Below are 25,392 nucleotides of genomic sequence, written 5' to 3'. Positions count from 1 at the left end.
GAGGGATTTTCACTTCTTATACTTAAAAACCTCTTCCAGTGGACGATCAAACACATCAGCAATCTTAAAAGCCAGCTCCAGGGAGGGATTATATTTAGCCGCTTCCAGTGCGTTGATGGTCTGTCGGGTGACGCCCACCTCATCAGCAAGTTCCTGCTGGGTCATCTCGCCATGTTGGAATCTCAAAACCCGGATATTATTTATGATTTTCCCGTCTTTCATCAGATAATAAAATCTTTTCGATAGTGGTAAATCATAATTGCTCTTCGGATCAGAGATGATGTAAAAAGAGAAAGGATCAGTAGATGAAAGAGTACTCGTTTCTCGTCAATTGTGGAATAGAATTCATTTACAGATCCGAAAATTCCGGAAAGAAAAAGATGACCGAGTACAACTATAATCACTACTACAATAAAGTTATAGGCAAACTTATTCCCGATCGCTTCAATTCTGAAATCCCGTTCATCACTCTGAACTTTTTTCTTCTCCCAGATTATCTCTACCACGATTTCAATACCAACGGCAATCCAAAAGATGTTGAAAAAGATCTGGAACAGGTCATCTGAAACATCCGGTAAAAATCCGGGCCAGCCGAGTATCAGTATCACATAAAAAATAATTGCGGACAGTGATGTGGCAAAAGAGGTCCACGATAAAATTTCTTGTTTCGACATATTAGTACAACGTTTAGTGAATGTATACTATTCTTTACGTGATGTAAAAAATATGTTACATATTAATAAAAATTTCTGGGTGCATTTGTCATGTTGGTGTGAAAAGAAACAATCAGAACTGTTATCATACAGTATGGACAGAGATAAAATTACGGCTTTACTGAGGACTGAGAATCTGATTTCAGGTTCTAACATTAAATTTAAACCATTGAAAGGAGGCGTTTCTTCTGATATTGTTCTCGTTTCGGATGGAGAGAGTTCAGTTGTCGTTAAACAGGCACTCCCGAAACTGAATGTAGAAGATGATTGGTATGCCGATATCTCCAGAAATGAAAACGAACAGAAATTTTTACGATTTTTAAGGCGGATTAAACCGGATGCCTCTCCTAAACTTCTCTACAGTAATTCAGAGCACTCCTTTTTTGTGATGGAGTTTTTGGATGAGGAGTTTAAGAACTGGAAAAAGCAGATGTTGAACGGAGTCTTTGATCCTCAGATCGCTGAGAAATCGGCAGCGTTGTTGGCAACGATCCATAAGGAATCTTGGAAGAATGAAGATTTAAAAAAGGAATTTAATAAAGCGGATAACTTTTACGAACTGCGAACAGAGCCTTATCTCGTCACAACCGGTCAGCGCTATCCCGATCTGAAAGATCACTTTTTTGATGAGGTGGAGCGATTGAAATCGCATCAGGAAGCGATTGTGCATGGAGATTTTAGTCCCAAAAATATTATGGTCAAGAACGGCCGCGTGGTTCTCTTAGATCACGAAGTGGCCTGGTTTGGAGATCCCGCATTTGATCTCGCTTTTTTTCTGAATCATCTCTATTTAAAGATGCTTTATCATTTCAAAAAAACCGGTGAGATTCAGGATCTGACAAATATCGCCTGGACCACCTATTTTAATCAAATGGGAGAGCAGATATTTCAACAGATGGAAGAGCGAACGATACGGTTGCTTCTTATGATGATGCTGGCCCGAATGGATGGAAAATCTCCGGTTGAGTATTTAGAAGCCGATCAGCAGGAATTTGTGAGATCATTTGTGAAAAAGGTTCTGCCTGTTGGACAATTCTCTCACTCAAAGATTAATAAAAATTGGAAGGAAGAATTAAAACAAAGATTCGGTAAAGATTAAAAATATTGCGGAACTGAAACCTGTCGGGTTTTGATAAATATGAATCTTAAAACAAGTTTTCAATGAGTCAAACCCGACAGGTTTATAGTTGACATAATCCTAAAAGAAAAGTTCAGTGAAGATTAAAAATATTGATGCAATCCAGGTGTTCGACTCCCGTGGCAATCCAACACTTGAGGCTTTTGTGGAATTGGAGAATGGAATGAAAGGTTCAGCCGTCGTTCCATCGGGGGCATCCACCGGCCAGTTTGAGGCACATGAGTTGAGGGATGGTGATCCATTGAAATTTCTCGGTAGATCGGTAAACAAAGCGATTGAAAACGTGAAGGGAGAAATTCACTCAGAACTGATTGGAAAAGATGTTCATCAACAAGCAGAGCTGGACAAGTTGATGATTGACCTCGACGGTACAAAAAAGAAAGATCGACTTGGAGCGAATGCTATTCTCGGAGTTTCAATGGCGATTGCCCGTGCTTCGGCAACCGCTCAAAAGAAGCCGCTTTTTCAAACATTAACAGATGAGGATGGAACGCTTCTTCCTCTCCCGGAAATACAGATTCTTGGAGGTGGCGCCCATGCAAACGGGCGCATCGACATTCAGGATTTTATGATTATCTGTACCGGTGCTAAATCCTATCAGGAATGTCTGGAGATGACATTTAACGTCTATCATCAATGTGGTCAGCTTTTACAGGATAAAGGAAAATTAGCCGGAGTAGCGGACGAAGGTGGGTACTGGCCTGATTTCGATTCCAACGAAGAAGTTTTTGAAATTCTGTTGAAGGCGATTCAAAAATCTGGCTATTCACCCGGTGAAGATATTCATCTCTCTCTCGATATTGCAGCCTCAGAATTCTATGATAATGGGCGATATCATCTGAGCCTTGAAGACAGATTCCTCACGGGGGATCAATTTTACAAGGTGATCTCCGGATGGTGTGATCAATTTCCGATCATATCCATTGAAGATCCATTCGCCGAGACCGACACGCCAAATTGGAAGAGATTTACCAAAGAGTTTGGTGATAAAATTCAGATTGTCGGTGACGATCTGTTTACAACGGATATTAAGAGAGTAGAAGATGGAAAAGCCGAAAAATTGGCGAACAGTGTCTTAATCAAACTGAATCAGATCGGTACGGTTACTGAGACGATCAAATGCATCAAACAAACCCAAAAGTTTGGATGGTCACCAGTTGTTTCAGCACGATCCGGGGAGACCGAGGACCCATTTATCTCACATCTGGCTGTTGCAACAAATGCAGGTCAGTTGAAGGTAGGGTCCTTTTCCAGGTCAGAACGAATGGTGAAATGGAATGAGATTCTGCGAATAGAACGGGAGTTAGGAGAAAAAGCAAGGTTTATAGGGCCGCGAGTATATTCTCCAACTTGGAAGGGAGAACAGGGGAATGACTTTACTAATGAGAACCTGACAGAGTCAGAAATGCAATGGAGGTCCTCTCAGAGTTCGGGTTTTGGCCCCTAAAAAAATTAAAGCTGCAACTTTTCGCAAGGCTGGCAGGAGACCGAAAAGCATGGTCACTGCCAGGATGCTAAGTTATTACTCCCGATCTCGATATTCCTTAATAATCGGCCTCAAAATCTGATCCAAACCATTTGTCTTGATTTCATACATGGTTGCGAGATACTGCCCGAGCTGACCTTTTGGAAACCCCTTACGGTTGAACCATTCCAGGTAATGAACAGGCAGTTGTGTGATATACCGGCCTTTATACTGGCCGAATGGCATTCGGGCGCGAACCAGTTTGATAAGAAAATCTGATTTCATAAATGAAACATACCTATTCCTAAAAATTAGATAAAGTAGTAATTTTGCATTCTACCTTTTTAAAAGGCGGAGTGCTTTCCTTCCGCACAAACCTATTTACAAAAGAGATGGAGACCAAAGACACAACATATTCAGAAGATCAGTGGATTCGATGGATGGATGAGCTGGCGATTGATGACTTTGTAGTCGCAGATGATTTAATCAGTGATAAGATGTTTAATTTGATCATGAATTTTTTTCATGAGAAAGAGCAGAGGAATCAGCTTAAAAAAGCGGGGATTGGGTCATCGGGAGAGTTCCAGGTGAATGCGTCTATCCGTGGAGATTTCATTCATTGGCTGGACAGAGAACGCGATTCTGAATTAGATCCCTTTTTTGGGTTGATGGATGAGTTGATCGAATCCCTGAGAAGGCACTGTTTTATGAGCTTGTAAGGATCGGAATTTCATATCGCAAAATATCCGGAAGGATCGCACTATGATCGGTATTTAGATCAATTTAACGAACGATCCAACCGCCAAAATACCGTTCTCATTTATCTCAACGAACACTGGAAAAAAGGTGACGGCGGCGAACTGAAAATCTATAAAGAAGAGAATGAGATTCTGGTTGAACCCATTGCAAAAAGACTGCTTCTTTTTAAAAGTGATGCTGTTGAACACGAAGTTCTCACCACAAACGTCCCCCGATATTCGTTAACAGGTTGGCTGCTACATCAGCCCGCGACTGTTGGATACTTCTTTCGATGAGTATAAATGATAAAGAAGTGAATTCATTGTTTTGATTTTAGACAATGGTCAATTAGATTGATTTTAAAGTTGATCTAATTAAATTTAAAATGTTATGAAGAAGATAATTTTACTATTTATTACGGTTCTGTTTGTATCGCTGAGCGGGCTATTCACAACTCAGGCTCAAACAAATGGCGAGTATGGAGTTGTCATTGAAGGCTTTGACTGGGGGCCGGCGGTTAACAAAGTTATTCTGACTATGGAAGAGCCGGTCGCGTCTGTTAACTGGAATGATTATAACGTGATGGTTCAACGTTCGTCCGATTGTCCGGCGATTCCTGCCGGTCAGAGACTCGGCAGCCGGAGAGTGATTGCCGGGTATGTTTCTGATGCTGACGGCACGAGATTGGAAGAAGGCAATCACGTTACCTTGGTGCTGGCTGTGGCACCCAATCAGCCGATTGGCTCACCCATCCAATATTCACAACAGGAAGGCTGCAGCGGAAACAACTGGATTGACTATAATATGACCATTCGGAATGAGACCAAGGGAATGATCTGGAACGAAGAAGTGAATCGGATAATGCCGATTATTGATCGGTTTGATCTATCCGGAACGTTTTCTCACGGAGATATCACCATGTCGTATGCTTCCTATAGTCCCGAAAATGATGATGAATCTCCGCTGATCATTTGGTTACATGGCGGGGGAGAAGGCGGCACGGATCCTTCCATTCCGCTTGTGGCAAACAAAGCGGCGAATTATGCCTCCGATGAAATTCAAGCCATTTTTGAAGGAGCTCATGTTCTCGTACCGCAAAGCCCAACACGCTGGATGGACAGTGGCGAAGGATCCACAAGCGGTCAAACGGATGACATTTATTTTGAAGCGGTAAAGGCTCTGATTGATCAATATATTGCTGAAAATCCCGATGTAGATCCGGATCGCATCTATGTAGGAGGTTGCTCGAATGGTGGCTATTTGGCCTTTAAGCTGATCATAGAATATCCCGAGTTCTTTGCTGCGGCATTTCCAAGCGCCCTGGCTTACAGAGGGGCCTATTTTACGGATGAACAAGTGGATCGTGTTAAAGATATTCCAATGTGGTTTATCCATTCAGCAGATGATGGAACTACTGTGCCGGAAGAAACCGTACTTCCGGTTTACAACAAGCTGATGGATGCAGATGCTCCAAACGTACATTTTACATATTACGATCATGTGGTTGACATCACCGGATTTTTTGGCGGAGACGGATATCACTACCCGGGTCACTGGAGCTGGATCTACTCCCATGCCAATCATGCCAGACGGGATTACGATGGAAGCCTGGTGAAACTGGATGGAGAACCGGTAACGATTATGGAGTGGATGGCAGGTCAGTCGAAGTGAGCAGGAGTAAGAAGTGAAAAGGCAAAACGCAAAAGTAGATTGGAACAATTTATCAATCTATAATTTAAATTCATTAATGATTTAAAATGAACATTATAGAAATTCCCTCTTGCCTGTCCCGATGCTTTTTATCAGGGAGAGGGGGAAAAGGAGTGTGTAAAAGAGTGTTCAAATCACACCCAAAAAAACATTAAACCATACCATGAAAGAAAATAAGCAACTGGGTTTTATTGTAATTGGATTGTCTATTTTTCTGGGACTTTTTGTTTTGGGATATTTTGCCAGAAATGCAGCAATCTCCGTAAAAGAATATGAACGATCTGTAACGGTAAAAGGCCTGGCCGAGCAGGAACATGTAGCGGATGTTGTGATCTGGCCCATTCAGTTTACAGAAGCTGGAAACACGCTGGACGGAACCTACACGGCACTCGATAACAGTGCGCAGAAAATAAGTTCATTTCTTGAAAACGAAGGAATTCCACCGGATGAAATCTCATTTTCCACGCCTCTATTGACGGATAAATCCGCTCAGCGTTATGGAGGAATGGAGAATTTTCAATACAGATATGTAGCAACGCAGACAGCTACGGTCTATTCGAAAAATGTACAAGAGATTCGCCGGGTTATGAGTGAGCTGGTTGAACTGGGAAAACAGGGAGTTACCCTCAGCGGAGATGAATACCAGGTTCGGCCGGAATATTTGTTTACGAGACTTAACGAAATCAAACCAGAGATGATTGAACAAGCCACGATAGAAGCAAGAGCCGTGGCTCAGAAATTTGCTGAAGATTCCAACAGCGAGCTCGGTAAAATAAAAACCGCATCGCAGGGACAGTTTTCTATTTCAGAAAGGGATAACAACAATCCGCACATCAAAAAAGTAAGAGTTGTTTCCACAATTGTTTATTACCTGTCTGATTAGATATATTGAGGCAGAAGGCAAAACGCAAAAGTGAAAAGATTAACCGTATTGTAATAGCGCAAGTGTCTCGCTTGTGCTTAATCGTTGTAAGAGGCACAAGTGAGACACTTGCGCCATCATTGAGACTTCTGCCTTTTGCGCTTTTACTTTTCACTCAAAGAAAAATCCATGCCCACAGTTAAACTTATAAAAATAGCCCATGGCCGCAGCGGTGATAAAGGAAATGGTAGTAATGTGGGAATTATTGCTCGTCATCCTGAAATCTATCCGTTTTTGAAAGAAACACTGACAGCCGATCGCGTGAAAGAATACATGAAGCATATCTGCAAAGGAGATGTGGAGCGCTATGAACTGCCCAATCTTGGAGCGTTGAATTTTATCCTGAATGAAAGCCTCGGGGGCGGCGGAACTGTATCTTTGAAACTCGATGCCCAGGGAAAAACGCATGCTTCTACCCTTCTTCGCATGAATGTTGATGTGCCAGAAGAACTATTGAAATTAGTGAGTTAGATAAAAATCATTGCGAAAAGAAAATTTCTTCTTCCGATGAAACAATCTTTTACCCCCGTAACATATTGGTTTGGCGATCGATTCACTTCTTTTTCAAGGATTTATGAATAGAAATCAAATTTTCTGCCTCTATTTATAAATTAATATTGAAGTTAGATTCGATTTGACAACAAATTCTTTTATAATAGAATTGATTGTATGAATAGTGAATGACTTTCAATTGCTCAATTCTAACTTATCCAACAAACTATGCTTCGAAAATCAACATACTTTTTACTTCTTTTTTTCTTATCGCTGATGGTTGCATGCTCTTCGAGCAACGATTCTTCAACTGCTTACGAAAACATGGACTTTTCTCCTGACAATGGAGGAATAACACTGCCTGATGGATTCCAGGCTGTTGTTGTAACTGATAGTGTGGGAAGTGCCCGACAAGTGACTGTAGATGAAGATGGTGACATCTACGTAGCTCTAAGCAACGAACATAATGGAAACGGAATTGCCGCACTTCGGGATACCGACGGTGACGGTGTTGCCGATCGAACAGAGTACTTTGGTGAGTACACCGGAACCGGAATCGCCTTGCACAATGGATATCTCTATTTCGCTCCGGATACGGCCATTGTAAGATATTCAATGGAAGGAGTTGATTTAGTTCCTACATCAGAGCCGGAAATGGTTGTAACCGGCTTTCCAGATCAGGGTAGCCATGCCGCTAAACCGATTACGTTCGACGGGCAAGGCAATTTGTATGTAAACATTGGTGCGCCATCCAATGCCTGCCAGGAAGAGGCGAGAACGCCCGGATCGCCGGGAATGGATCCCTGCCCACAACTTGAATGGCAGGGAAGTGTTTGGCAGTTTGATGCCAATACAACCGGCCAAACGCTCCAGGAAGACGGTTACAAATACGCCACCGGATACAGGAACGCTGTAGCACTCGAATGGAACTCCGGCGCTAACAATCTATACCTTGCACAACATGGCCGCGATCAGATGAATACACTGTGGCCGGATCTTTTTGATGCCGAAGATAATGCAAAACTGCCTGCCGAAGAATTTTTCAAAGTAGATGATGGGGATAATTTCGGGTGGCCATATACCTATTATGATCGATTCAGAGGTGAGAAAATGATGAATCCAGAATATGGAGGCGATGGTGAAACGCCATACACCGGCGATGAGTTTGAAGATCCAATCCAGGCATTTCCCGGTCACTGGGCTCCGAATGATCTCATCTTTTATCACGGCGGCCAGTTCCCCGAAGAATACTCCGGCGGGGCATTGATTGCGTGGCACGGATCGTGGAATCGCGCTCCTCTTCCTCAGCAGGGTTACAGAGTAACATTCACACCCTTCAACGGTACAGAAGTTGCCGGTGACTATCAGACTTTTGCCAATGGTTTTGCCGGAACCGATTCACTCTCGAATCCTGGTAATGCCGAACACCGCCCGATGGGGTTAGCTGAAGGAAGCGACGGATCCGTTTACATTGTAGATTCAAGACAAGGTAAAATCTGGCGGGTATTTTACACCGGTTCAGATAACCAATAAAAAGATATGCAGTGCAGATGGATAGGATATCTGATTTTTCTCTTGGGATTTCTATCCGTCTCCTGCTCAACAGATTCAACACCTGAGGAAGAACCTCCTTACTTTAAATTCTCTGAAAATAATGGAGGTCTCACCCTGCCTGATGGCTTTCGAGCCGTTGTTGTAACAGACAGCATTGGCTATGCACGACATATTACAGTTCGGGAAAATGGAGATATCTATGTGGCACTCTACGATCTTCATAACGGGCATGGAATAGCCGCACTTCGGGATGTAAACGATGATGGTGTAGCCGATTCAACAGTCTATTTTGGGGAGTATCCCGGAACCGGAATCGATATAAAAAACGATAATCTGTACTTCGCAGGGAATAAGACTCTATACCGATACTCTCTGATAAATGACAAACTCATTCCTGAATCTGAACCGGAAATGATTGTATCAGGATTTCTTGAGCAAAATGAGAAGAAAGACAAGGCGATTACATTTGATAAGGAGGGAAATGTATATGTGAAAATTGGTGCTCCCGCCAATGCCTGCCAGGAAGAGCCAAGAACGATAGGAGCTCCGGGGATGGATCCTTGTCCACAGTTGGAATGGCATGCGGGAATCTGGAGATTTGATGCCAACCGTTTAAACCAAACCCTGCAAGAAGATGGGTATCGATATGCTACCGGAATTAGAAATGCTGTTGCTCTGGATTGGAATGGACAGGAAAATCAACTCTACGTTGTTCAACAGGGTCGCGATCAACTGCGGGTTTTGTGGCCGGACCTTTTTACCATAGAAGAAAATGCTGAGCTTCCGGCCGAAGAGTTTATAAAAGTGAATGATGGAGATAACTTCGGATGGCCATACACCTATTACGATCACTTGCGAGGCCAAAAAATGTTAAGCCCTGAATATGGAGGCGATGGCGAAACACCCGCTCCCACCGGAAAATATAAAGACCCGTTTATGGCATTTCCCGGCCATTGGTCGCCCAATGACCTGCTTTTCTACACCGGGAATCAGTTTCCATCTGAATATCACCACGGTGCATTTATTGCTTTTCACGGTTCTTGGAATCGGGCACCGATGCCCCAGCAGGGATACAAAGTTGTTTTTGTCCCTTTTGATGGAGCGAACCCAATCAATGGCGAGTATCAGACCTTCGCAGACGGATTTGCCGGAGAAGCAGTTCTGATGTCTCCGGTTGAAGCAGAACATCGGCCTATGGGGCTTGCCCAGGGACCCGACGGTTCTCTTTACGTGGTAGATTCAAAGCATGGAAAAATGTGGAGAATTATTTATACCGGCAGCTAATTAAGTAAACTTTTTTATGGATTACAGGCATTGGTTTATCAATTATTCATAATCACCCAAAGCCTCCATTTTAAATCGACTTAATTCAGGAACCGTGTGTTCCTCTTTCATGATTTCCCGAATTCTTTTCACAATTTCAGGATGTTGATCAGCCAGATTTCTCTCCTCCCTGATATCTTCTTCAAGATTGTAGAGTTCGATCTCCAGGTTTCCATCAATCATAATATTTTTTCGAACACCTTTCCATTTCCCCATACGAACGGCCTGTTGCCCTCCATAGGATGGAAATTCCCAATAGAGAAATTCATGCTGTTTTTGATTATTTGGTTCACCCTTTAAAGTCGGCAAAAAGCTGATGCCGTCGATATCTTCCGGCGTTTTAGCGCCTGCTATTTCGCTTAGAGTTGGTAACACATCCCAAAAAGACGATATGTGACTTGTTGTAGTTCCGGCAGGTATCACCCCGTCCCAACTGGCAATCAACGGCACCCGAATTCCTCCCTCATACACATGGCCTTTTATCCTTGACTCACCATTCACATAATTCGGGAAGGGTCCGGCACTCAAAAAATAATCCGGATCAACCCCTCCTGTATATGTGGGTCCATTGTCGCTTGAAAAAATGATCAGTGTATTTTCATAAAGCCCCAATTCTTTAAGCTTCTGAACAATTTCTCCCACCTTTTCATCCATATAAGAGATCATCGCGGCGTAGGTTGCATTGGGATATTGAACCGGCACATAACTCCCTTTTGTATACGGCTCTTCGTTACCAAACTTCTCCCTGTAATAATTGATCCACCTCTCAGGAGCCTGTAAAGATACATGAGGAATGGGTGTTGGCAGATACAGGAAAAAGGGTTCGTTTCTGATTTCTCTCGATAAACCCGATCGCTTCATCATGCATCAAGTCAGGGGAATAATCGGGCTGATCGTGAAACAGAGAATAACTCTTCGAATCATTCGGGTCGGCACTATCCGGCAGGTCCTGATGTGGTGGAACCAATTGGTTTCTCAACGCCACCCGCTTATCATTCCTCCATAAATAGATCGGATAGTAAGTGTGAGCCTGCCGTTGACCATTATACCCAAAGAAAAAATCGAACCCCTGATTCGTTGGCACTCCTTCCGAAAACGGAGCACCTAATCCCCATTTGCCGATAGCCCCTGTTTTATATCCGGCCTTTTGAAGTAATTTTCCTACTGTTACTGTTGAACCCGGTATAGGAAATTGACCTTCGAGCATAGGATTTGCAGCCATCTTTTCGTGGCTCCAGACATCACCACGTTCACCCCACTCGTGATTTGATCGGATATACGCATTTCCCGGGTGTTTTCCGGTCATAAGCATATACCTGGAAGGAGCACATACAGGAGAACCGGAATAGTGATCCGTAAACTTCATTCCGGCTTCTGCAAGAGCATCAATATTGGGAGTTTCAATTTTTTCCTGTCCGTAGGCTCCCAGCTCTCCATATCCTAAATCATCCGCTAAAATGTAGATGATGTTTGGTTTCTGAGATTGTGCATTAACGTTGTTTGTAATTGCTACGACAAGAAATAATGATAAGAAACATAGGAGATGAATCACCAGGGATAAACGGTTTTTTCTATTCACTTTATTCATGATTTATGAATTCTAAAAATGTGGTCTTCAACCTTGAGTTAAGAACTTAATCGTTTACTTCAAAATAAGATCCGCGAAGTTTCCAAAAACTTCGCGGATCTTGTGAATTGAGAAAATCAAAGCTTCAACAACCGTTCAATCCTCGAATCCAACCGATTTCGGTGTGACCCCTTCCAATACACCTGTCCGCATTCGGGGCATTGAGAAAACTCCTCGAAATACTTTTTGGTCAGCGGTTCAAGCTGATCTATGATCGATTCTTTTGAGACACGTTCCAGCACTCCATTGCAGTTGACACATCGCGAATAGGGCTGAATCTTATCATACAAATCAAACCGCTTGAACACCTCTTCCAGTTGGTTGGTGGGATCATCTGATCGCGGCAAATACCCGATTTTCACCACATTTCGCATCAGTAGTTTTCGATCACGCGTGAGCAAGATTCGGTTTTCCTCTTCCATCTGTTTGATGAGTTCGGAATCAGTGGCATCATTCCTGTAAGCCGTATCAAACCCGGCCAGCCGCAGATGTTTGGCGAGTTTTCCAAGGTTCACATCTACTACAAATAGAAGTTGATCTGGTTTTTTAATCTGGAGCCGCTCAGATTCCGGAATATCAAGAGAGTTGAAAAACGGGTACACGCTGATGCGTTCATCACCGGTGACCCGATATGAGAAGTCAACCGGTTCGTCATTCGCAAGAATAAAATCCACTTCTGTGTGAGGAACTCCGCAACCCTCAATCAAATCTTTTACTGAGGTCGGTTCCGAAAGAGAACGCTCGATCATCCTGTGATCTGAATCGATGGCCGATACAAGATCCCAAAGATCTCCATAGAATCGAATGGTTGGTTGAATGGGTTGGTTTGATAACTTGCTCATATCCTAAAATAAGAATCAAAGACATGGATGTGGTGGATGAATTTATCAGATCACTGAAAACGGTTTTGAAAAGCCTTAAATTGAGATCTCCCTTCGAAGGGAGACAGTGATTCTCAAAAGTTCTTGAGAATCACAGAGGGATGTTCATTGGAGTTCATGGCTGACGTGTCATCCCCCGAGTTCACAGGACATTCGTCCTGCTCACATTCCCCCTTCAAAGGGGGATTTTTTTACCATTCCGAAGCAGGAGCTTCGGAACGAGTTAACAATATCATCACAAACCATAGAAACACATGAAACTCAGACAACTCGGTAACTCAGATATTAAAGGTTCTCCAATTGCATTTGGCGCATGGGCCATCGGCGGTTGGATGTGGGGCGGCGCGGATGAAGACGACGCCATTAAAGCTGTTCAAACGGCCGTGGACCTCGGTATAACAACGATTGATACTGCAGCCGTTTACGGATATGGAAAAAGCGAAGAACTGATCGGCAAAGCGCTTAAGGGCCGGCCGCGGGACAGCTATCAAATCCTAACCAAATATGGACTGAACTGGGAGACAGACGATGGCGAATTTCACTTCAAGAGCCAGGATGAAGATGGAAAACCCGTGGATGTTTATAAATGGGCGGCCAAAGAGCGCGTGAAAAAAGAGTGCGAAGATAGCCTCCGGCGCCTCCAAATTGAAACGATTGACCTCTATCAAATCCATTGGCCGGACGGAACCACACCGATCTCCGAAACGATGGAAGCCGTCCAGGAACTGATTGATGAAGGCAAAGTTCGCGCAGCCGGCGTGTGCAACTATAACACCGAACAGGTAGAAGAAGCGCTGAAAACGATTGACCTTGCCTCAAACCAAGTTCCATACAGTATGATCAACCGTGGAATTGAAAAGGATGTTGTACCGCAGGCGATTGAAAAAGGGATGCACATTCTGCCTTATAGTCCGCTGCAGCGAGGACTGCTGACCGGTAAAATTACGCCCGGCTACGAATTCACAGGGTACGACACCCGCAAAGACAGCAAATACTTTACCGATGGAAACATTCGGCGAGTGAACAATCTGCTGGATAAGATTAAGCCGATTGCCGAAGAGCACAACGCGACATTTGCACAACTGGTGATAAACTGGACCGCCAATCAACCCGGAATGGGTTGCGTACTGGTAGGCGCGAGAAATCCAAAACAGGTAAAAGACAATGCCGGTTCGATGGATTTTACGCTAACCGAAGATGAACTGGAGCAGATTACCAAAGCTGCGGATAAGTTTGATTTGGCTCAGACTAAGTAGCTGTCATTCTGATGAAATTCAGAATCTCCTGATGTTCGTTGGGAAAAAAATGATCCAAAACTTTTCACCGGTAAAATTTTATCCGGCGCTTTTATCAGACATAGAGGGTGATTCATCAAATTTAATCAGGCAAAATTCAGCGTTGAGTTGCCTTGTCAGGTGTATTCGATTATTATGGGGTACAATGGATGAGAAGTATTGTGTCCGATAAATACATGTAGACAAAAACAACTTTCTAATATTATGTTCGGCCTACAAAATAAGTCAAGTATTAAAATCTATTTTGACGTCAATAAATATGAGATTGATGAAATTACTGGTCTTAATCAATCTGAAGTTTCTATTGAAATTTCTGATACAAAAGTTTTTTCTATGCCATCCCATTTACTTATTGATGGAGAACCTCTATTTCCAACTAAATATGAAATACTTAATAGTGGAAAAGTGATTTATAGTTCAAGTAAAGTGCCAGCCTTCAATATTTCTATAACGGACGACAACTTTTTAAACTTTAGATCCAAAGAAAAAAGATATACAATTAAACCAACTGACTTAAAATTATTATGCAACTCAAAAAGGAAGCGAAAGCCATCTCAAAAAAAAATAATGGGGCAAAGTGCATCAAAACATGCTCTAAATTTCATTGAAAATGGTTTATTAAAAATTGAAACTACTGATAAAATAGATTGGCATTGGTGTCATTTAATTGCTTTCTCTTTGATTCCAACAAGCAGTGCCCAGAGGAAGAATAATCTTGTATGTGGTACTTCTGCGTGTAATGGTCATATGATGAACATTGAAACCGCAATCAAAAAATTTATAATGGCTTACGATAGACCTTTAGGTTTAGAAGTGAGAGCACAATATTATAAAGAATCACATTTAGCTACTAGAATCAGATATCGGAATTTTCTGATGAAAAAGCCTCAAAAATGTCCCATTGTGAATATTTTGATGCTTTAACCAGGTGTTAAATCCGATACCTCAGAATACTTCCCTATTTATAATCGAGTTATTGGAAACATTTGGTGAAAGTCAATAATTTAATTTTTAAACCATTTACTAACTTATTTATAATCACCACGGTTACTATGTGCTGGACTTTAAGATTTAAATATTAATCAAAGAACAATAATGAGTGCATCAGAGAAAATTATACTTGGCGTTGGTTTTTTATTACTAATTGGGGTACTTATTTATCCACCGGTAAAAATGGAGGGGTACTCTGAAATTGCTGAGCAATGGCAAAACTTAAAAACACTAAATGAACTAAAACATCAAAGGTTAGGGTATGAAGCACCATGGCGGATGATGATTCCGACAGGTAATCATGGTGAAAGTGATTCACCTTATATAAATTGGTCTAAAGAAACCCGCCACTTGACTTTTGATCATTCAAATTTTTTGAGCAAGATATTACCTATTTGATTCTTTCAGAAGATAATACTAATTCAAAGAGAGAGGCTGCAAAATTAGATTCAGATACTCTTTACAAAGAAAATTATAAGTCAGTGGATGGAACGATAGAATGGGAAAGTCAAATAAATACCGGGCAGCTTTTAATAGAAGTGTTGTTAATAATTGTCTTAACAAGTGCGGTATTTATTTTTGTTAGATTTCGATAGCTCACTGTAATTTTTAAATATACGGTGCTTATTCATACGAATTTACATCTGATTACTGTTCATTATCTTCATTCATTAAATTATAAAGAAAACATCAAAAAGATGAGCAAAAAAGTATTATTCAAAGGAAAACTCTTGTTAGTAGGGATATTATTGGTATTTATAAAGAGCCCAATAAGTGCACAATGCAATCAATTTGATCAATCGGAATTTGAAAGTGAATTCCTTGAATTGACTGAGCATTATGTCAATAATTTTCAAATATCTTCTTCTGAAACTCAAAAGTCTAGATTTATTAATGAATACTTAAAAAAAGTTGAAAGTATTTTCTGTTTTTGGATCGCTTAAAGAATTTAAAGGGCAATTTAGAGAAATTGATTCCTTAGTCAGTTGAAGAACTTGCAGAAGAGTACAGTAGATTAACTGGGGAGGAAAGAAAAATCGATCCTTCAGATTACGAGGATAGTAGATATTCAATAATTATATCTAATCAGAGGGCAGAATATGGACTCCAGAAGAGAAGCGTGTTAAATATGAATATGGATTTGGTGACAATTCTTCTCAATTAGAAGAATTATTAAGATTAAAGCGAGGTGATGATGTGACATTTTCATTTAGATTTAAAGAAGATCTTACTCGTTTTGTACTTCGTCATAATTTAGAAACAACAGCATTAATAAAAGCTCTTGGCAAAGAAGTAGGTGTTTCTCCAGATTTCCCGATAAAATTATTAAGTATAAAAGTACATCCTAAATGAAATATAAGAGTAGAAATACGGATTAAACAGACTGTAAAAATTAGGCACTAAGAGGGAGTTTTTATACCAGGCCATCAAAATCAAGAGGTAGCTCAAGATATACAAATCATAAATACAGGATTATATCGCCACTGTAATTGTAATTTAAATTGCGTGTTATAGATTTTCCCCATAATCCCGCAAAGGCAACTCCTCAGCCATCCGGTTAAATCTTTGTCATTATGTAGAAACTTTACTTCATTTTCGATACACCAGTTGTCTTTGTAAAATACCCCCTATATTTTTCACCAAATCTTTTCGTATAATCATTGTAAGAACTGTGTAAGAACAACCTAATCGATAACCATGATTAAAAAACTTCAAAAAATTGGAAACAGCCGGGGAATCCTCCTCGAAAAAGCTCTGCTTAAACTCCTGAAGGTTTAGGAGGATGATAAAGTTGAGATTGTTCCACACGAGGAGGGATTGTTAATTAAGAAAGTTGATGCTGAATCCGCTTACCAGCCGATGAATTTGAGTTGGCTTGATTTTACCTTCTTCTTGGTTTAGATATTTCACCCCTCCAAGAGTTCTGAACCCTTGGAGGGGTTTTCTCCTAAAAAGGACCATATTCATTCAAGAGATTTCGAAACTTAAAAATTGGCGTGCTTCTGAAACAGGCCCGTATAGAAGCGGGGCTTACTCAGGATGAAGCGGCCCAACAATTAAATACCAAAAAAGGCAGTTGTTTCCCGAATTGAAAATCATGCGGAGGATATTCGCTTATCCACTCTTTAGAAGTATGCCAAAGCGTTTGGGAAAAAGCTTAGAATACAACTCATTAATTGATGGAGGTATAACCGCTATAGTACCGGATACCTGAGTAAAAAAAATGCAAAAAGTAATTCATGTCCTTACATTACAAGGAGAGACTTATCGATAGATCTGTTTTATGGCCTGAAATCTGAAAGAAGGCTTTGCAAAACTATGACCGTCATCCTGAACTTGATTCAGGATCTCCAGATACAGGCTATAAAGACGAATGGAGAATCTGAATCGAGTTCAGATTGACCAGTAACCACGGTTTTGCAAAGCCCTCTGAAAGGATATAATAAGTATTACGGTCTGTCAGGTAGCCTAAAGTTGAATTTTTTTAAATCAAAAGAGAATACCATGAATAAAAAAAATCATAAAAATGGAATGAATCGACGTGAGTTTTTACAAACCGGAGCAAAGTTAGCCGGTTCTGCAATGTTTATGGGTTTGGGAACTTCCAAAGTATTTGGCGCTGCGAATGCCGGTCCAATGGCAACCTCAATTGAAACCATTACACTTAACAATGGCGTAGATATGCCTATTCTTGGGTTTGGAACGCTATACCTTGACGATGAGCTCGGTATAAGATGTGTTGCCGATGCCATTTCATTGGGTTACAGGCTTATCGATACCGCCACAATTTACGGTAATGAAGAAGCTGTAGGAGGCGGGATAAAACGAAGTGGAATCGACCGGGAAGAGCTTTTTGTAACCTCAAAATTGTGGGTTGACGATTCAGGATATGAAAGTACGAAAAAAGCATTTCAAACTTCGTTGAACAAACTGGGACTGGATTACCTGGACCTGTATCTAATTCACCGGCCGCGCGGCGATGTTAATGGTACATGGAGAGCCATGGAAGAGCTATATAAGGATGGGTTAATCAAAGCGATTGGTGTCAGTAATTTTACAGCCGAACAGATTACTGATTTGATGGATAACTTCAGCGTGACCCCGGCAGTAAACCAGATCGAAACACATGCTTTCTTTATGCAGCCCGATGACCTGAAGTTTTTAAACGATCATAACATTCAACATGAAGCGTGGTCGCCGCTGGCACAGGGACGAAACGGGCATTTTACTAATGAAACGCTTGCGGAAATTGGCAAAAAGTATGGCAAGAGCAATGCACAGGTGGCCCTGCGCTGGCACTACCAACGGGGCATCGTTGCTATTCCAAGATCATCACAGAAGGCCCATATGGCAGAAAATGTAAATATCTTCGATTTCGAGCTTGATGAATCTGATATGCAAGCGATTGCCGCACTGGACCTGAATAAGACTCAATTCCCTGAGTGGGAATAGAATGAGGGTTTCTTAACTTGTTATTGGTGGTTCTGTGGTTTGTGTTGGTTGTTCTGTTTCAGATCTAACCCCCCTATCTGGCGCAAGTATTAAGCGAAGCGTCACTTGTGCCCTTTTCTCTATCCAAAAAAGATTTGGCACAAGTGACATCCTTGACCTACTGATGGTAAAATGATTGTTCCAACCAAACATTGACCATTTGATTCCAATTAATCCTTTGAAATACCGGATTTAGAACTTGCACCAGTTTGGGGGCAGCCATCCGATCAAAGTCTTTATCACTGTGTAAAAGCTCCCCTATACTTTTCACCAAATCTTTTCGTATAATCATTGTAAGAACTATGTAAGAACAAACCCACACATTATCATGATTAAAAAACTTCAAAAAATTGGAAACAGCCGAGGCATTCTCCTCGAAAAAGCCCTGTTGAAACTCCTGAAGGTTGAGGAGGATGATAAAGTTGAGATTGTTCCGCACGAGGAGGGATTGTTAATTAAAAAAGTGGATGCCAAGTCCGCTTATCAGCAGATCAGTAAAAAACACCGAAAATCACTGGATAAACTTGCCGAATAATGCCTGAGCCTTCTTTCCTGTCCTTGGCGGCTCCTAATTTTGCCTAAGGTGGTAAACACCATTTGGCGCAAGTGACATCCGTGATTTACTGACTATATGATTTCAATTAATCCTATGAAATAACGGATTTAACACTTGCGCCAGTTTGGGAAACAAAAATCTGATTAGATTTGAAGCCTGAAATCACAAAGCTACCTCCCCCAACCCCTCCTTACCTATGTATCAAAACAAAACACTTACACAGGAGGGGAGCGTCATATTCAAGATTCTTACGTCGACCCTATGTTAAATAGCACACCTCACCAATTTTATCCGTACCTTCAGGCTCATTTATTTCTTAGCCCGGCTTAAATGTTTAAGCGCGGGCTTTTTCATTTTATATATATTATGTCATTTAAATCATTGAATATCACAGATCCTATCCTTAGATCTCTAAAACAAGAAGGATATTCTAACCCCACAGCTATTCAATCAAAAGCGATACCTATTGCCCTCGAAGGCAGGGACCTTATGGCGAGTGCACAAACAGGAACCGGTAAAACGGCCGCCTTTGCCATCCCGATTTTACAGAACCTGGGAGCAAATCCACAGAAAAGAGGCCAGAAGAAAATCAGGAGTTTGGTAGTAACCCCAACACGGGAACTGGCCATCCAGATCGAAGAAAGTTTTCAAAATTACGGACGATACACAGGCCTGAACAGTACAGTTGTTTACGGTGGAGTGAGTCAAAAACGACAAGTAAAACAACTGAATAAAGGCGTGGATATACTCACGGCTACTCCCGGGCGACTTCTCGACCTGATGAACCAGGGTCATATATCCCTCTCAGATGTTGAAGTTTTTGTATTAGATGAAGCTGACCGGATGCTCGATATGGGCTTTATTCACGACATCAAAAAAATCAGGAAAGCTCTGCCCAAAAAACACCAGACGCTTTTCTTCTCGGCTACTCTGCCGAATACGATCTTAAAACTGGCGAACTCTCTTTTGCATAATCCGACAAAAGTAGAAATCGAACCGGAATCACCCACCGTAGACACCATTACCCAGGGTCTTTATTTCGTTGAAAAAGGAAATAAGAAGAATCTTTTGATCGATATATTACAGGATGCGGGGATTGAATCTGCCCTGGTGTTTACCCGCACAAAGCGGAATGCCAATAAGGTGGTTAAACTGTTGAATGGCCGAAATATTAATGCTGAAGCTATTCACGGAAATAAATCGCAGTCAGCACGGCAGCGGGCACTGGGCAATTTTAAAGATCAGAAAACGCGCGTACTTGTGGCGACCGACATTGCCGCCCGCGGCATTGACGTAGATGAGTTGAAATATGTAATCAACTACGAGATACCGAATGAGCCGGAAACCTATGTCCACCGTATCGGACGAACCGGACGCGCAGGCGCTGACGGAACAGCCCTCTCCTTTGTAGACTCCGTTGAACGAGCCTACATCCGCGATATCCAAAAACTGATCGGGAAACAGATTCCCGTGATTGACGAGCACGAATATGCTTCGGTTCATGGAAGTTCGTCTGGTTCACAAAAAAATCAGCGATCTTCAAACAGTAGCCGTAGTAACAAAAAGAGAAAACGCCCTTCTGGACGGAAACGAAAATTCAGAAGCAGACGATAACACAGGTACAGGTTGCAAGTATCAAGCAGCAGGGATTGCAATACCTGCTGCAGGATATTTTTTTGATTTGAGAAGATTTAGTGTCTATTCTGTTAGGACTTTCAAACCAAATAAATAGCATCAGAATACCATATGCCAAACACCCCAACCTCCATCGCCGCACTTTTCGATATGGACGGCGTAATTGTTCATACCAATCCCTATCATAAAAAAGCGTTCAAAATATTTCTGGATAAACATGACATCTCTATCAGTGACCAAGAGCTGAAAGATCATGTGTATGGCCGGACGAATGCCGAAATATTTCCATTTATTTTTGGCGATAAATACACTCCTGAAAAGGGAAAACAATGGGCCGATGAAAAGGAGTCCATTTTCCGCGATCTGTATAGAAATGATGTAGAACCGGTAAGCGGGTTGATTGATTTTTTAGATGAACTGAAACGAAGAGAGATCAAAGCCGCAGTTGGAACATCAGCCCCCATCGAAAACCTGGATTTTATTATGGACAGCCTCAATCTTCGGCACTATTTCGATGTGTTTCTGCACTCGGCCGATGTATCAGAAGGGAAACCCAACCCCGAAATTTATTTGAAAGCGGCAGATAGACTGGAGATAGAACCGGAATGCTGTGTGGTTTTTGAAGATTCAGTGGCCGGGGTGAAGGCAGGGCTCAATGCTGATATGAAAGTGGTGGGCGTGGCGACAACACATACCCCGGAGGAATTTAATGGCGCACACATTGTGATCAAGGATTTTGAGGAGATGACTATTGAACGACTTTTTCAACTTTTTGAACGTTAATCTTCACGAATTGGATTAATTAATGTAGATAATCAAAATAAAAATCCTTGAAAAATGAATATTCATATCCTGGCAAGGTCAAAAAAATGGAAAAATTGCACTCTTACTGTTGCTGCAATTCTATTGCTTTTTGGATGCGCATCAGCCCAGGAATATTCAAGAGATGTACAATGGCTGATTGATGCACTGGAACTCACCGAAGGTTCAATTGTAGCTGATATAGGTGCAGGAGATGGAGATCAAAGTATTGAACTGGCTCAATATGTTGGGCCGGAAGGACATATCTACAGCACCGAGCTTGGTGAAGAATCAATTGATGATCTGCTGAGAAGTATTGAAAGTTCAGGATTGAGCAACGTAACTGTGCTGGAAGGTCACCCGGAGCAAACCAACCTGCCTGAAGCGTGTTGCGATGCAATTTTTTTGAGAAGGGTTTATCATCATATTGGCGATCCCCCATCCTTTAATGCCAGTTTGCTGGAATCCCTGAAACCGGGCGGACGACTTGCCATTATCGATTTCAGGCCGCGTGGAGAAGAGGCGGAACCCGGCGAAAGAGCTTCGGGCGACCAGCATGGAGTTACTCCTGAAACAGTTATTGAAGAGATCACAAATGCCGGGTTTGAGTTGATAGATACTCAGGATGAATCGGATCGGTTCTACTATCTCGTTTTTGATAAGGCAGAGTAAATAAATTTTTTACGAACCAAACCAGTAACTCAGCTTCACTAAAAAGATATTCGTTGATTCAGCCTCCAAAAGGTTTCTGAAATCCCGCCCAAATCGAAAGTCATCCTGTTGGCCGCTGCTTGAACGGTCGTGCTGCCATACCAGAAAGAGAGTGGAACCCGGCCGGTACTCCCACCGAAACACGGCATTTCCCTGGATGGACCGGAAGTTGTAATCCTGCTCAGAAAACGTAAAAGGTTCAGCGTTCCCCTCTCCGTCGGGGTCAACAGTGTACTCCTCATCCGCCTCCGAATAGGTGATGGTACCGGCATCTTCTCCATAGATATTAAACTCATACTCGCGGGGAGTTTTGAACTCTTTAAAGTTGTAGAAATCGCCAGAGTTTATGTAAGGTCGGGCATAGAGCTGAAGACTCATATCCGGGGTAAAGGTCCAGTCCAGCCGAATACTGGTGGAGATGTAGGTGAGATCAAGATCAGAAAACAGATAGCGTGTACCGTAAGTATTTGTTGCCAGCACATCGTCCACATCGGTTACATATTGGTCACTTTCAATTTCCCAGCCAAATTGCGGTGAGATTTCCAGTTGAATGTAAGAGGTAGGCCGAAATTCTACGAAACTCCAAAACCGCCGATCGATTTCGTAACTGTTTACCTCGTTTCTGTAAAATCCGCCAATACCGTACGACACTTTTTTGGTTTGATCGGACCTCAGATTGAAATTAATACTGTAATCCTTCGGCCGCCCGGAAACAGGCCCACCGCGGGTCAGGCGATCGAGATAACGTTTACCTGAATATTGAATATTGAAGTTGAAGGACCACAAATTGTTGAACCGAAATTCACCCCCTGTTGCAGGATTGTTTGAGATTACGTCGCCGTCATAATTTTGGGCATATGTTGCAGCAATGAAAAATTGATAAAACCTTATCAAATCTGAGTTCGATTCTTTATAGGCCAAAGCAATTGCTCCCGCCCTGTAGTCTGCCCTGTTTTGAAATCCAAGATCATTTACCTCGTAGCCGGGGCTCACCTCTGAATAGGTCAGCGATGTGAGCCAGTGTTCCCCTCCGGATTTTTGAAGACTCACTTCTGTAGCGAATCCGCTGAGGCTGGTTTGATCAGGGTCGACGCTCAGCTTATCTGAATCTACACGATTGTAATACCGGGTCGATGATTTTTGAGTACGTTCTATTGCATCAGGTGTTCCGTTTACCTGGCTGGCAGAAATGGTTCCGCTGAAAGACCAGTTTCGGTCATCCCAATTGTGTTCAAAATCCATGCCGCCCAGGTATGCGGAAGAGTGGAGAAAATCCTCAAAATAGGTTCCGTTGACCCGGCGGTTGGCAGCGCTGAAGAATCCACCGAAAACGCTGTTCCCGCTGTTTATATCTTTTTTAGTTCTGGCAACGAGATAGTTCGTAGCTGGTTCAACGGTAAAATCACCGGTGGGGCCGTTTTGGTTGATCTGGTAAGGGGATGATTCGTTCGTGGTAAACGCATTCAACAGCCCAATCGACCAGCCGGATTGTGTCTTTCCGCTTACTTTGGCAGCGGCTGCAATAGTGGTTTGATCCGGTGCATTGGTGTAGATATCATCGACAGCATCGGGATTATAAACAGATTCGTTCCGATAGTCATTGTATTGATTCAGGTTTCCCTGCGGTGCGCGGCCGATACGACGTGAATAAAAGGTTATTGGATTTCCATAGGTGTTAAACGTCTTCGTTCTGCCAAACTGAAAGATATCATTCCCTTCCAGGAAGAACGGGCGTTGTTCACGGAAGAACGTCTCGAATGCACTTAGGTTAATGACCGCAGGATCGGCCTCCACCTGACCAAAATCCGGGTTGATGGTTGCTGTAAGTGTTAAATCCGATGTGAGGCCATATTTAATGTCCGCCCCAATCGATCCGCCCCAATCATTAGCATCATAAAACGGATTTGAACTATTGGATGGAGCGCGGGTCAGGTTTGAAGAGAGATATGGACTCACCTCAAAACGCCGGGGCGATTCGAGCTGACGAATTCCCTGAAGCTGACCAAATCTTGATACAAAACCCGAAGCATTTTGCGGAGTTGGTGCCCAAAAAGAGATCTCCTCATTGCGGGCAATTCGTCTCTGGAAATTGATTCCCCATTCTGTGTCTGTTCCATTTTCGGGCGGACTAAAGCGCAGTTGAGAAAGCGGAATTTTCATCTCAATCGTCCAATTATCCTCATTAATGGATGTTTCCGCTTCCCAGACAGCATCCCACCGGAGGTCTTCATTATCATCATCAAAAAGCAGAATATCCTTTCGTACACCCTTTGGATTTACCGCAAAGGAGAAACCCGTACGATTATCGTTATAGCTATCGATGGTTACATAAAACCAGTCGCTGTAGCCGGTTCCATCCCTTCGAAAGAGAGTTGCAGCCACCGAGTCCATCGCGGAATCGTAAGCCTGGGCGCCGATATAAACGGCTTCCGAGGTATAGAGAATTCGTACTTCGGTTTTTTCTGAGGCAGGCGTGCCGTCGTCCGGTATGCGCTGGATAAAATCGGTGGCAACGGGAGCATTCTGCCAGACCATCTCATCCAGCGTTCCGTCCAGCCGGATCACATCGTCGGATGAAATTCGAACGGCCTGTAAAGAGCGCGATTCGACAGTTCCTAAGTTACTTGTTGTCTCCTCAGTTGAAATATCCTGGGCAATAAGACTTGTTAACGGTAAGAGAATAAAAAGACAAAGTGCAGATAATAGTTTGGTAGAAAACATCGAACATCCAGATTTATATTATTCTTGTCACTAATCAGACGAATCGGACGTAGATTCGTGTTACAATATTTTTCAGAACTCGGCAGGAGACTTTTAAAAAGTATCTGCAGGTTTTCCGAATTCTATCGCTTCCGCAGGTAGATATCACCGCGAAGCGTTTTGAACATATACTCCGGTCCGCCTCCGTTGATTCGCCCGGTAATCCAGTTGTTAATTGATACTCTGTACACATCGGTATCCGCTTCGATACTTTCCCGGTTCGACCGGTCGATCTCCATCTGAAAATCTGTATAAACCTCTCCCCACTCCGATCTCATTTTTGCCGTAACACCGGCATCAGAAGGGAGTGTTATATCAATATCGCCCTGTACATTGCTAAATGCCATGGGGTTATCCCCGATATTATTGAATGATGCGGTGATATCTCCATTAACTGGTAGTTTTACTTCGTGGGAATCGCTACGCTCTTTCTGTCTTCTCTCAAAGAGCAGAGAAAAACTCAGCGCTCTTTGCAGGTCCCCTTTTAAACTGCAAAGTATGCGAAGAATCGCAATGGCTGATTGCCCCATCCCCCGGCCCTCCTGGGGTGGTTGGACCGGAATCTTTTTCTTCATAAAAGTGTGAAAAA

The 25,392-nt window shown here is 42.4% G+C and carries 26 protein-coding genes; 18 read left to right on the top strand and 8 right to left on the bottom strand.

Annotated features, from left to right (window positions below):
• Window positions 1-9 precede the first annotated feature (9 nt).
• A complete protein-coding gene (locus U5K72_02670; protein ID MDZ7717709.1) occupies window positions 10-222 on the bottom strand; it encodes a helix-turn-helix transcriptional regulator in 213 nt (70 codons plus the stop codon).
• Entirely contained in the window at window positions 222-674 is a 453-nt protein-coding gene (locus tag U5K72_02665) for a hypothetical protein (protein MDZ7717708.1), read from the bottom strand. The genes U5K72_02670 and U5K72_02665 overlap by 1 nt, the downstream gene beginning before the upstream one ends.
• Window positions 675-807: 133 nt before the next feature.
• Here U5K72_02665 and U5K72_02660 point away from each other — a divergent pair, with 133 nt between their 5' ends.
• Both U5K72_02660 and eno read left to right on the top strand, forming a co-directional pair.
• Window positions 808-1,812 (top strand): aminoglycoside phosphotransferase family protein, encoded by a 1,005-nt coding sequence (locus U5K72_02660; GenBank protein MDZ7717707.1) that lies wholly within the window; start codon window positions 808-810, stop codon window positions 1,810-1,812.
• Window positions 1,813-1,927: 115 nt separating this feature from the next.
• On the top strand, window positions 1,928-3,298 hold the full coding sequence (gene eno, locus U5K72_02655; protein MDZ7717706.1) for a phosphopyruvate hydratase: 1,371 nt from the start codon (window positions 1,928-1,930) through the stop codon (window positions 3,296-3,298).
• A 75-nt stretch (window positions 3,299-3,373) separates the two neighbouring features.
• On the opposite strand, the gene U5K72_02650 is transcribed toward eno, so the two are convergent.
• Complete coding sequence (locus U5K72_02650; protein MDZ7717705.1) at window positions 3,374-3,601, bottom strand: DUF3820 family protein; 228 nt, start codon at window positions 3,599-3,601, stop codon at window positions 3,374-3,376.
• Window positions 3,602-3,645: 44 nt separating this feature from the next.
• Between U5K72_02650 and U5K72_02645 the strand changes: the two genes are divergently transcribed.
• The 6 genes from U5K72_02645 (at window position 3,646) to U5K72_02620 (ending at window position 10,016) form a co-directional block, all read left to right on the top strand.
• Window positions 3,646-4,035 (top strand): hypothetical protein, encoded by a 390-nt coding sequence (locus U5K72_02645; GenBank protein ID MDZ7717704.1) that lies wholly within the window; start codon window positions 3,646-3,648, stop codon window positions 4,033-4,035.
• 409 nt (window positions 4,036-4,444) lie between these two features.
• Window positions 4,445-5,725, top strand: a complete 1,281-nt coding sequence (locus U5K72_02640) for a prolyl oligopeptidase family serine peptidase (GenBank protein ID MDZ7717703.1) — start codon at window positions 4,445-4,447, stop codon at window positions 5,723-5,725.
• A gap of 202 nt (window positions 5,726-5,927) precedes the next feature.
• Complete coding sequence (locus tag U5K72_02635) at window positions 5,928-6,647, top strand: SIMPL domain-containing protein (GenBank protein ID MDZ7717702.1); 720 nt, start codon at window positions 5,928-5,930, stop codon at window positions 6,645-6,647.
• Window positions 6,648-6,815: 168 nt separating this feature from the next.
• A complete protein-coding gene (locus tag U5K72_02630) occupies window positions 6,816-7,157 on the top strand; it encodes a hypothetical protein (protein MDZ7717701.1) in 342 nt (113 codons plus the stop codon).
• A 249-nt stretch (window positions 7,158-7,406) separates the two neighbouring features.
• Window positions 7,407-8,711: a PQQ-dependent sugar dehydrogenase gene (locus U5K72_02625; GenBank protein MDZ7717700.1), complete on the top strand. Its 1,305-nt coding sequence runs from the start codon at window positions 7,407-7,409 to the stop codon at window positions 8,709-8,711.
• Window positions 8,712-8,717: 6 nt separating this feature from the next.
• Window positions 8,718-10,016 (top strand): PQQ-dependent sugar dehydrogenase, encoded by a 1,299-nt coding sequence (locus tag U5K72_02620; GenBank protein MDZ7717699.1) that lies wholly within the window; start codon window positions 8,718-8,720, stop codon window positions 10,014-10,016.
• 42 nt (window positions 10,017-10,058) lie between these two features.
• On the opposite strand, the gene U5K72_02615 is transcribed toward U5K72_02620, so the two are convergent.
• The 3 genes from U5K72_02615 to U5K72_02605 all read right to left on the bottom strand — a co-directional run bounded on the left by U5K72_02615 (window position 10,059) and on the right by U5K72_02605 (window position 12,524).
• The gene (locus U5K72_02615) at window positions 10,059-10,919 is read right to left on the bottom strand and encodes a sulfatase-like hydrolase/transferase (GenBank protein ID MDZ7717698.1); all 861 of its coding nucleotides are present in this window, start codon (window positions 10,917-10,919) and stop codon (window positions 10,059-10,061) included.
• Window positions 10,822-11,634 carry a sulfatase-like hydrolase/transferase gene (locus U5K72_02610; protein MDZ7717697.1) on the bottom strand — a complete coding sequence of 271 codons (813 nt, stop codon included), beginning with the start codon at window positions 11,632-11,634 and terminating at the stop codon, window positions 10,822-10,824. The genes U5K72_02615 and U5K72_02610 overlap by 98 nt, the downstream gene beginning before the upstream one ends.
• Before the next feature lie 125 nt (window positions 11,635-11,759).
• Entirely contained in the window at window positions 11,760-12,524 is a 765-nt protein-coding gene (locus U5K72_02605) for a Mut7-C RNAse domain-containing protein (protein MDZ7717696.1), read from the bottom strand.
• 293 nt (window positions 12,525-12,817) lie between these two features.
• On the opposite strand from U5K72_02605, the gene U5K72_02600 reads away from it, so the two are divergent.
• From U5K72_02600 to U5K72_02555, 10 genes are all read left to right on the top strand, one after another.
• The gene (locus U5K72_02600) at window positions 12,818-13,819 is read left to right on the top strand and encodes an aldo/keto reductase (protein ID MDZ7717695.1); all 1,002 of its coding nucleotides are present in this window, start codon (window positions 12,818-12,820) and stop codon (window positions 13,817-13,819) included.
• A 243-nt stretch (window positions 13,820-14,062) separates the two neighbouring features.
• Complete coding sequence (locus U5K72_02595) at window positions 14,063-14,782, top strand: hypothetical protein (GenBank protein ID MDZ7717694.1); 720 nt, start codon at window positions 14,063-14,065, stop codon at window positions 14,780-14,782.
• 171 nt (window positions 14,783-14,953) lie between these two features.
• A complete protein-coding gene (locus U5K72_02590; GenBank protein ID MDZ7717693.1) occupies window positions 14,954-15,247 on the top strand; it encodes a hypothetical protein in 294 nt (97 codons plus the stop codon).
• A 299-nt stretch (window positions 15,248-15,546) separates the two neighbouring features.
• Entirely contained in the window at window positions 15,547-15,792 is a 246-nt protein-coding gene (locus U5K72_02585) for a hypothetical protein (GenBank protein ID MDZ7717692.1), read from the top strand.
• Between the two features lie 253 nt (window positions 15,793-16,045).
• Window positions 16,046-16,201 (top strand): hypothetical protein, encoded by a 156-nt coding sequence (locus U5K72_02580; protein ID MDZ7717691.1) that lies wholly within the window; start codon window positions 16,046-16,048, stop codon window positions 16,199-16,201.
• Between the two features lie 1,152 nt (window positions 16,202-17,353).
• Window positions 17,354-18,301: an aldo/keto reductase gene (locus tag U5K72_02575; GenBank protein ID MDZ7717690.1), complete on the top strand. Its 948-nt coding sequence runs from the start codon at window positions 17,354-17,356 to the stop codon at window positions 18,299-18,301.
• Between the two features lie 367 nt (window positions 18,302-18,668).
• Window positions 18,669-18,875: a MazE family transcriptional regulator gene (locus U5K72_02570; GenBank protein MDZ7717689.1), complete on the top strand. Its 207-nt coding sequence runs from the start codon at window positions 18,669-18,671 to the stop codon at window positions 18,873-18,875.
• A gap of 387 nt (window positions 18,876-19,262) precedes the next feature.
• The gene (locus U5K72_02565) at window positions 19,263-20,510 is read left to right on the top strand and encodes a DEAD/DEAH box helicase (GenBank protein MDZ7717688.1); all 1,248 of its coding nucleotides are present in this window, start codon (window positions 19,263-19,265) and stop codon (window positions 20,508-20,510) included.
• A 132-nt stretch (window positions 20,511-20,642) separates the two neighbouring features.
• Complete coding sequence (locus tag U5K72_02560; GenBank protein ID MDZ7717687.1) at window positions 20,643-21,314, top strand: HAD family phosphatase; 672 nt, start codon at window positions 20,643-20,645, stop codon at window positions 21,312-21,314.
• 54 nt (window positions 21,315-21,368) lie between these two features.
• The gene (locus tag U5K72_02555; protein MDZ7717686.1) at window positions 21,369-22,004 is read left to right on the top strand and encodes a methyltransferase domain-containing protein; all 636 of its coding nucleotides are present in this window, start codon (window positions 21,369-21,371) and stop codon (window positions 22,002-22,004) included.
• Window positions 22,005-22,013: 9 nt separating this feature from the next.
• Here the strand turns inward: U5K72_02555 and U5K72_02550 are convergent, their stop codons facing one another.
• Both U5K72_02550 and U5K72_02545 read right to left on the bottom strand, forming a co-directional pair.
• Complete coding sequence (locus U5K72_02550) at window positions 22,014-24,764, bottom strand: DUF5916 domain-containing protein (GenBank protein ID MDZ7717685.1); 2,751 nt, start codon at window positions 24,762-24,764, stop codon at window positions 22,014-22,016.
• 122 nt (window positions 24,765-24,886) lie between these two features.
• Entirely contained in the window at window positions 24,887-25,378 is a 492-nt protein-coding gene (locus U5K72_02545) for a hypothetical protein (protein ID MDZ7717684.1), read from the bottom strand.
• Window positions 25,379-25,392: the final 14 nt, after the last annotated feature.

The sequence above is a fragment of the Balneolaceae bacterium genome (assembly GCA_034521495.1).
In the GTDB taxonomy this organism is placed as follows: Bacteria; Bacteroidota; Rhodothermia; order Balneolales; family Balneolaceae; genus Rhodohalobacter.
This window is presented reverse-complemented; position numbering and strand designations above follow the sequence as displayed.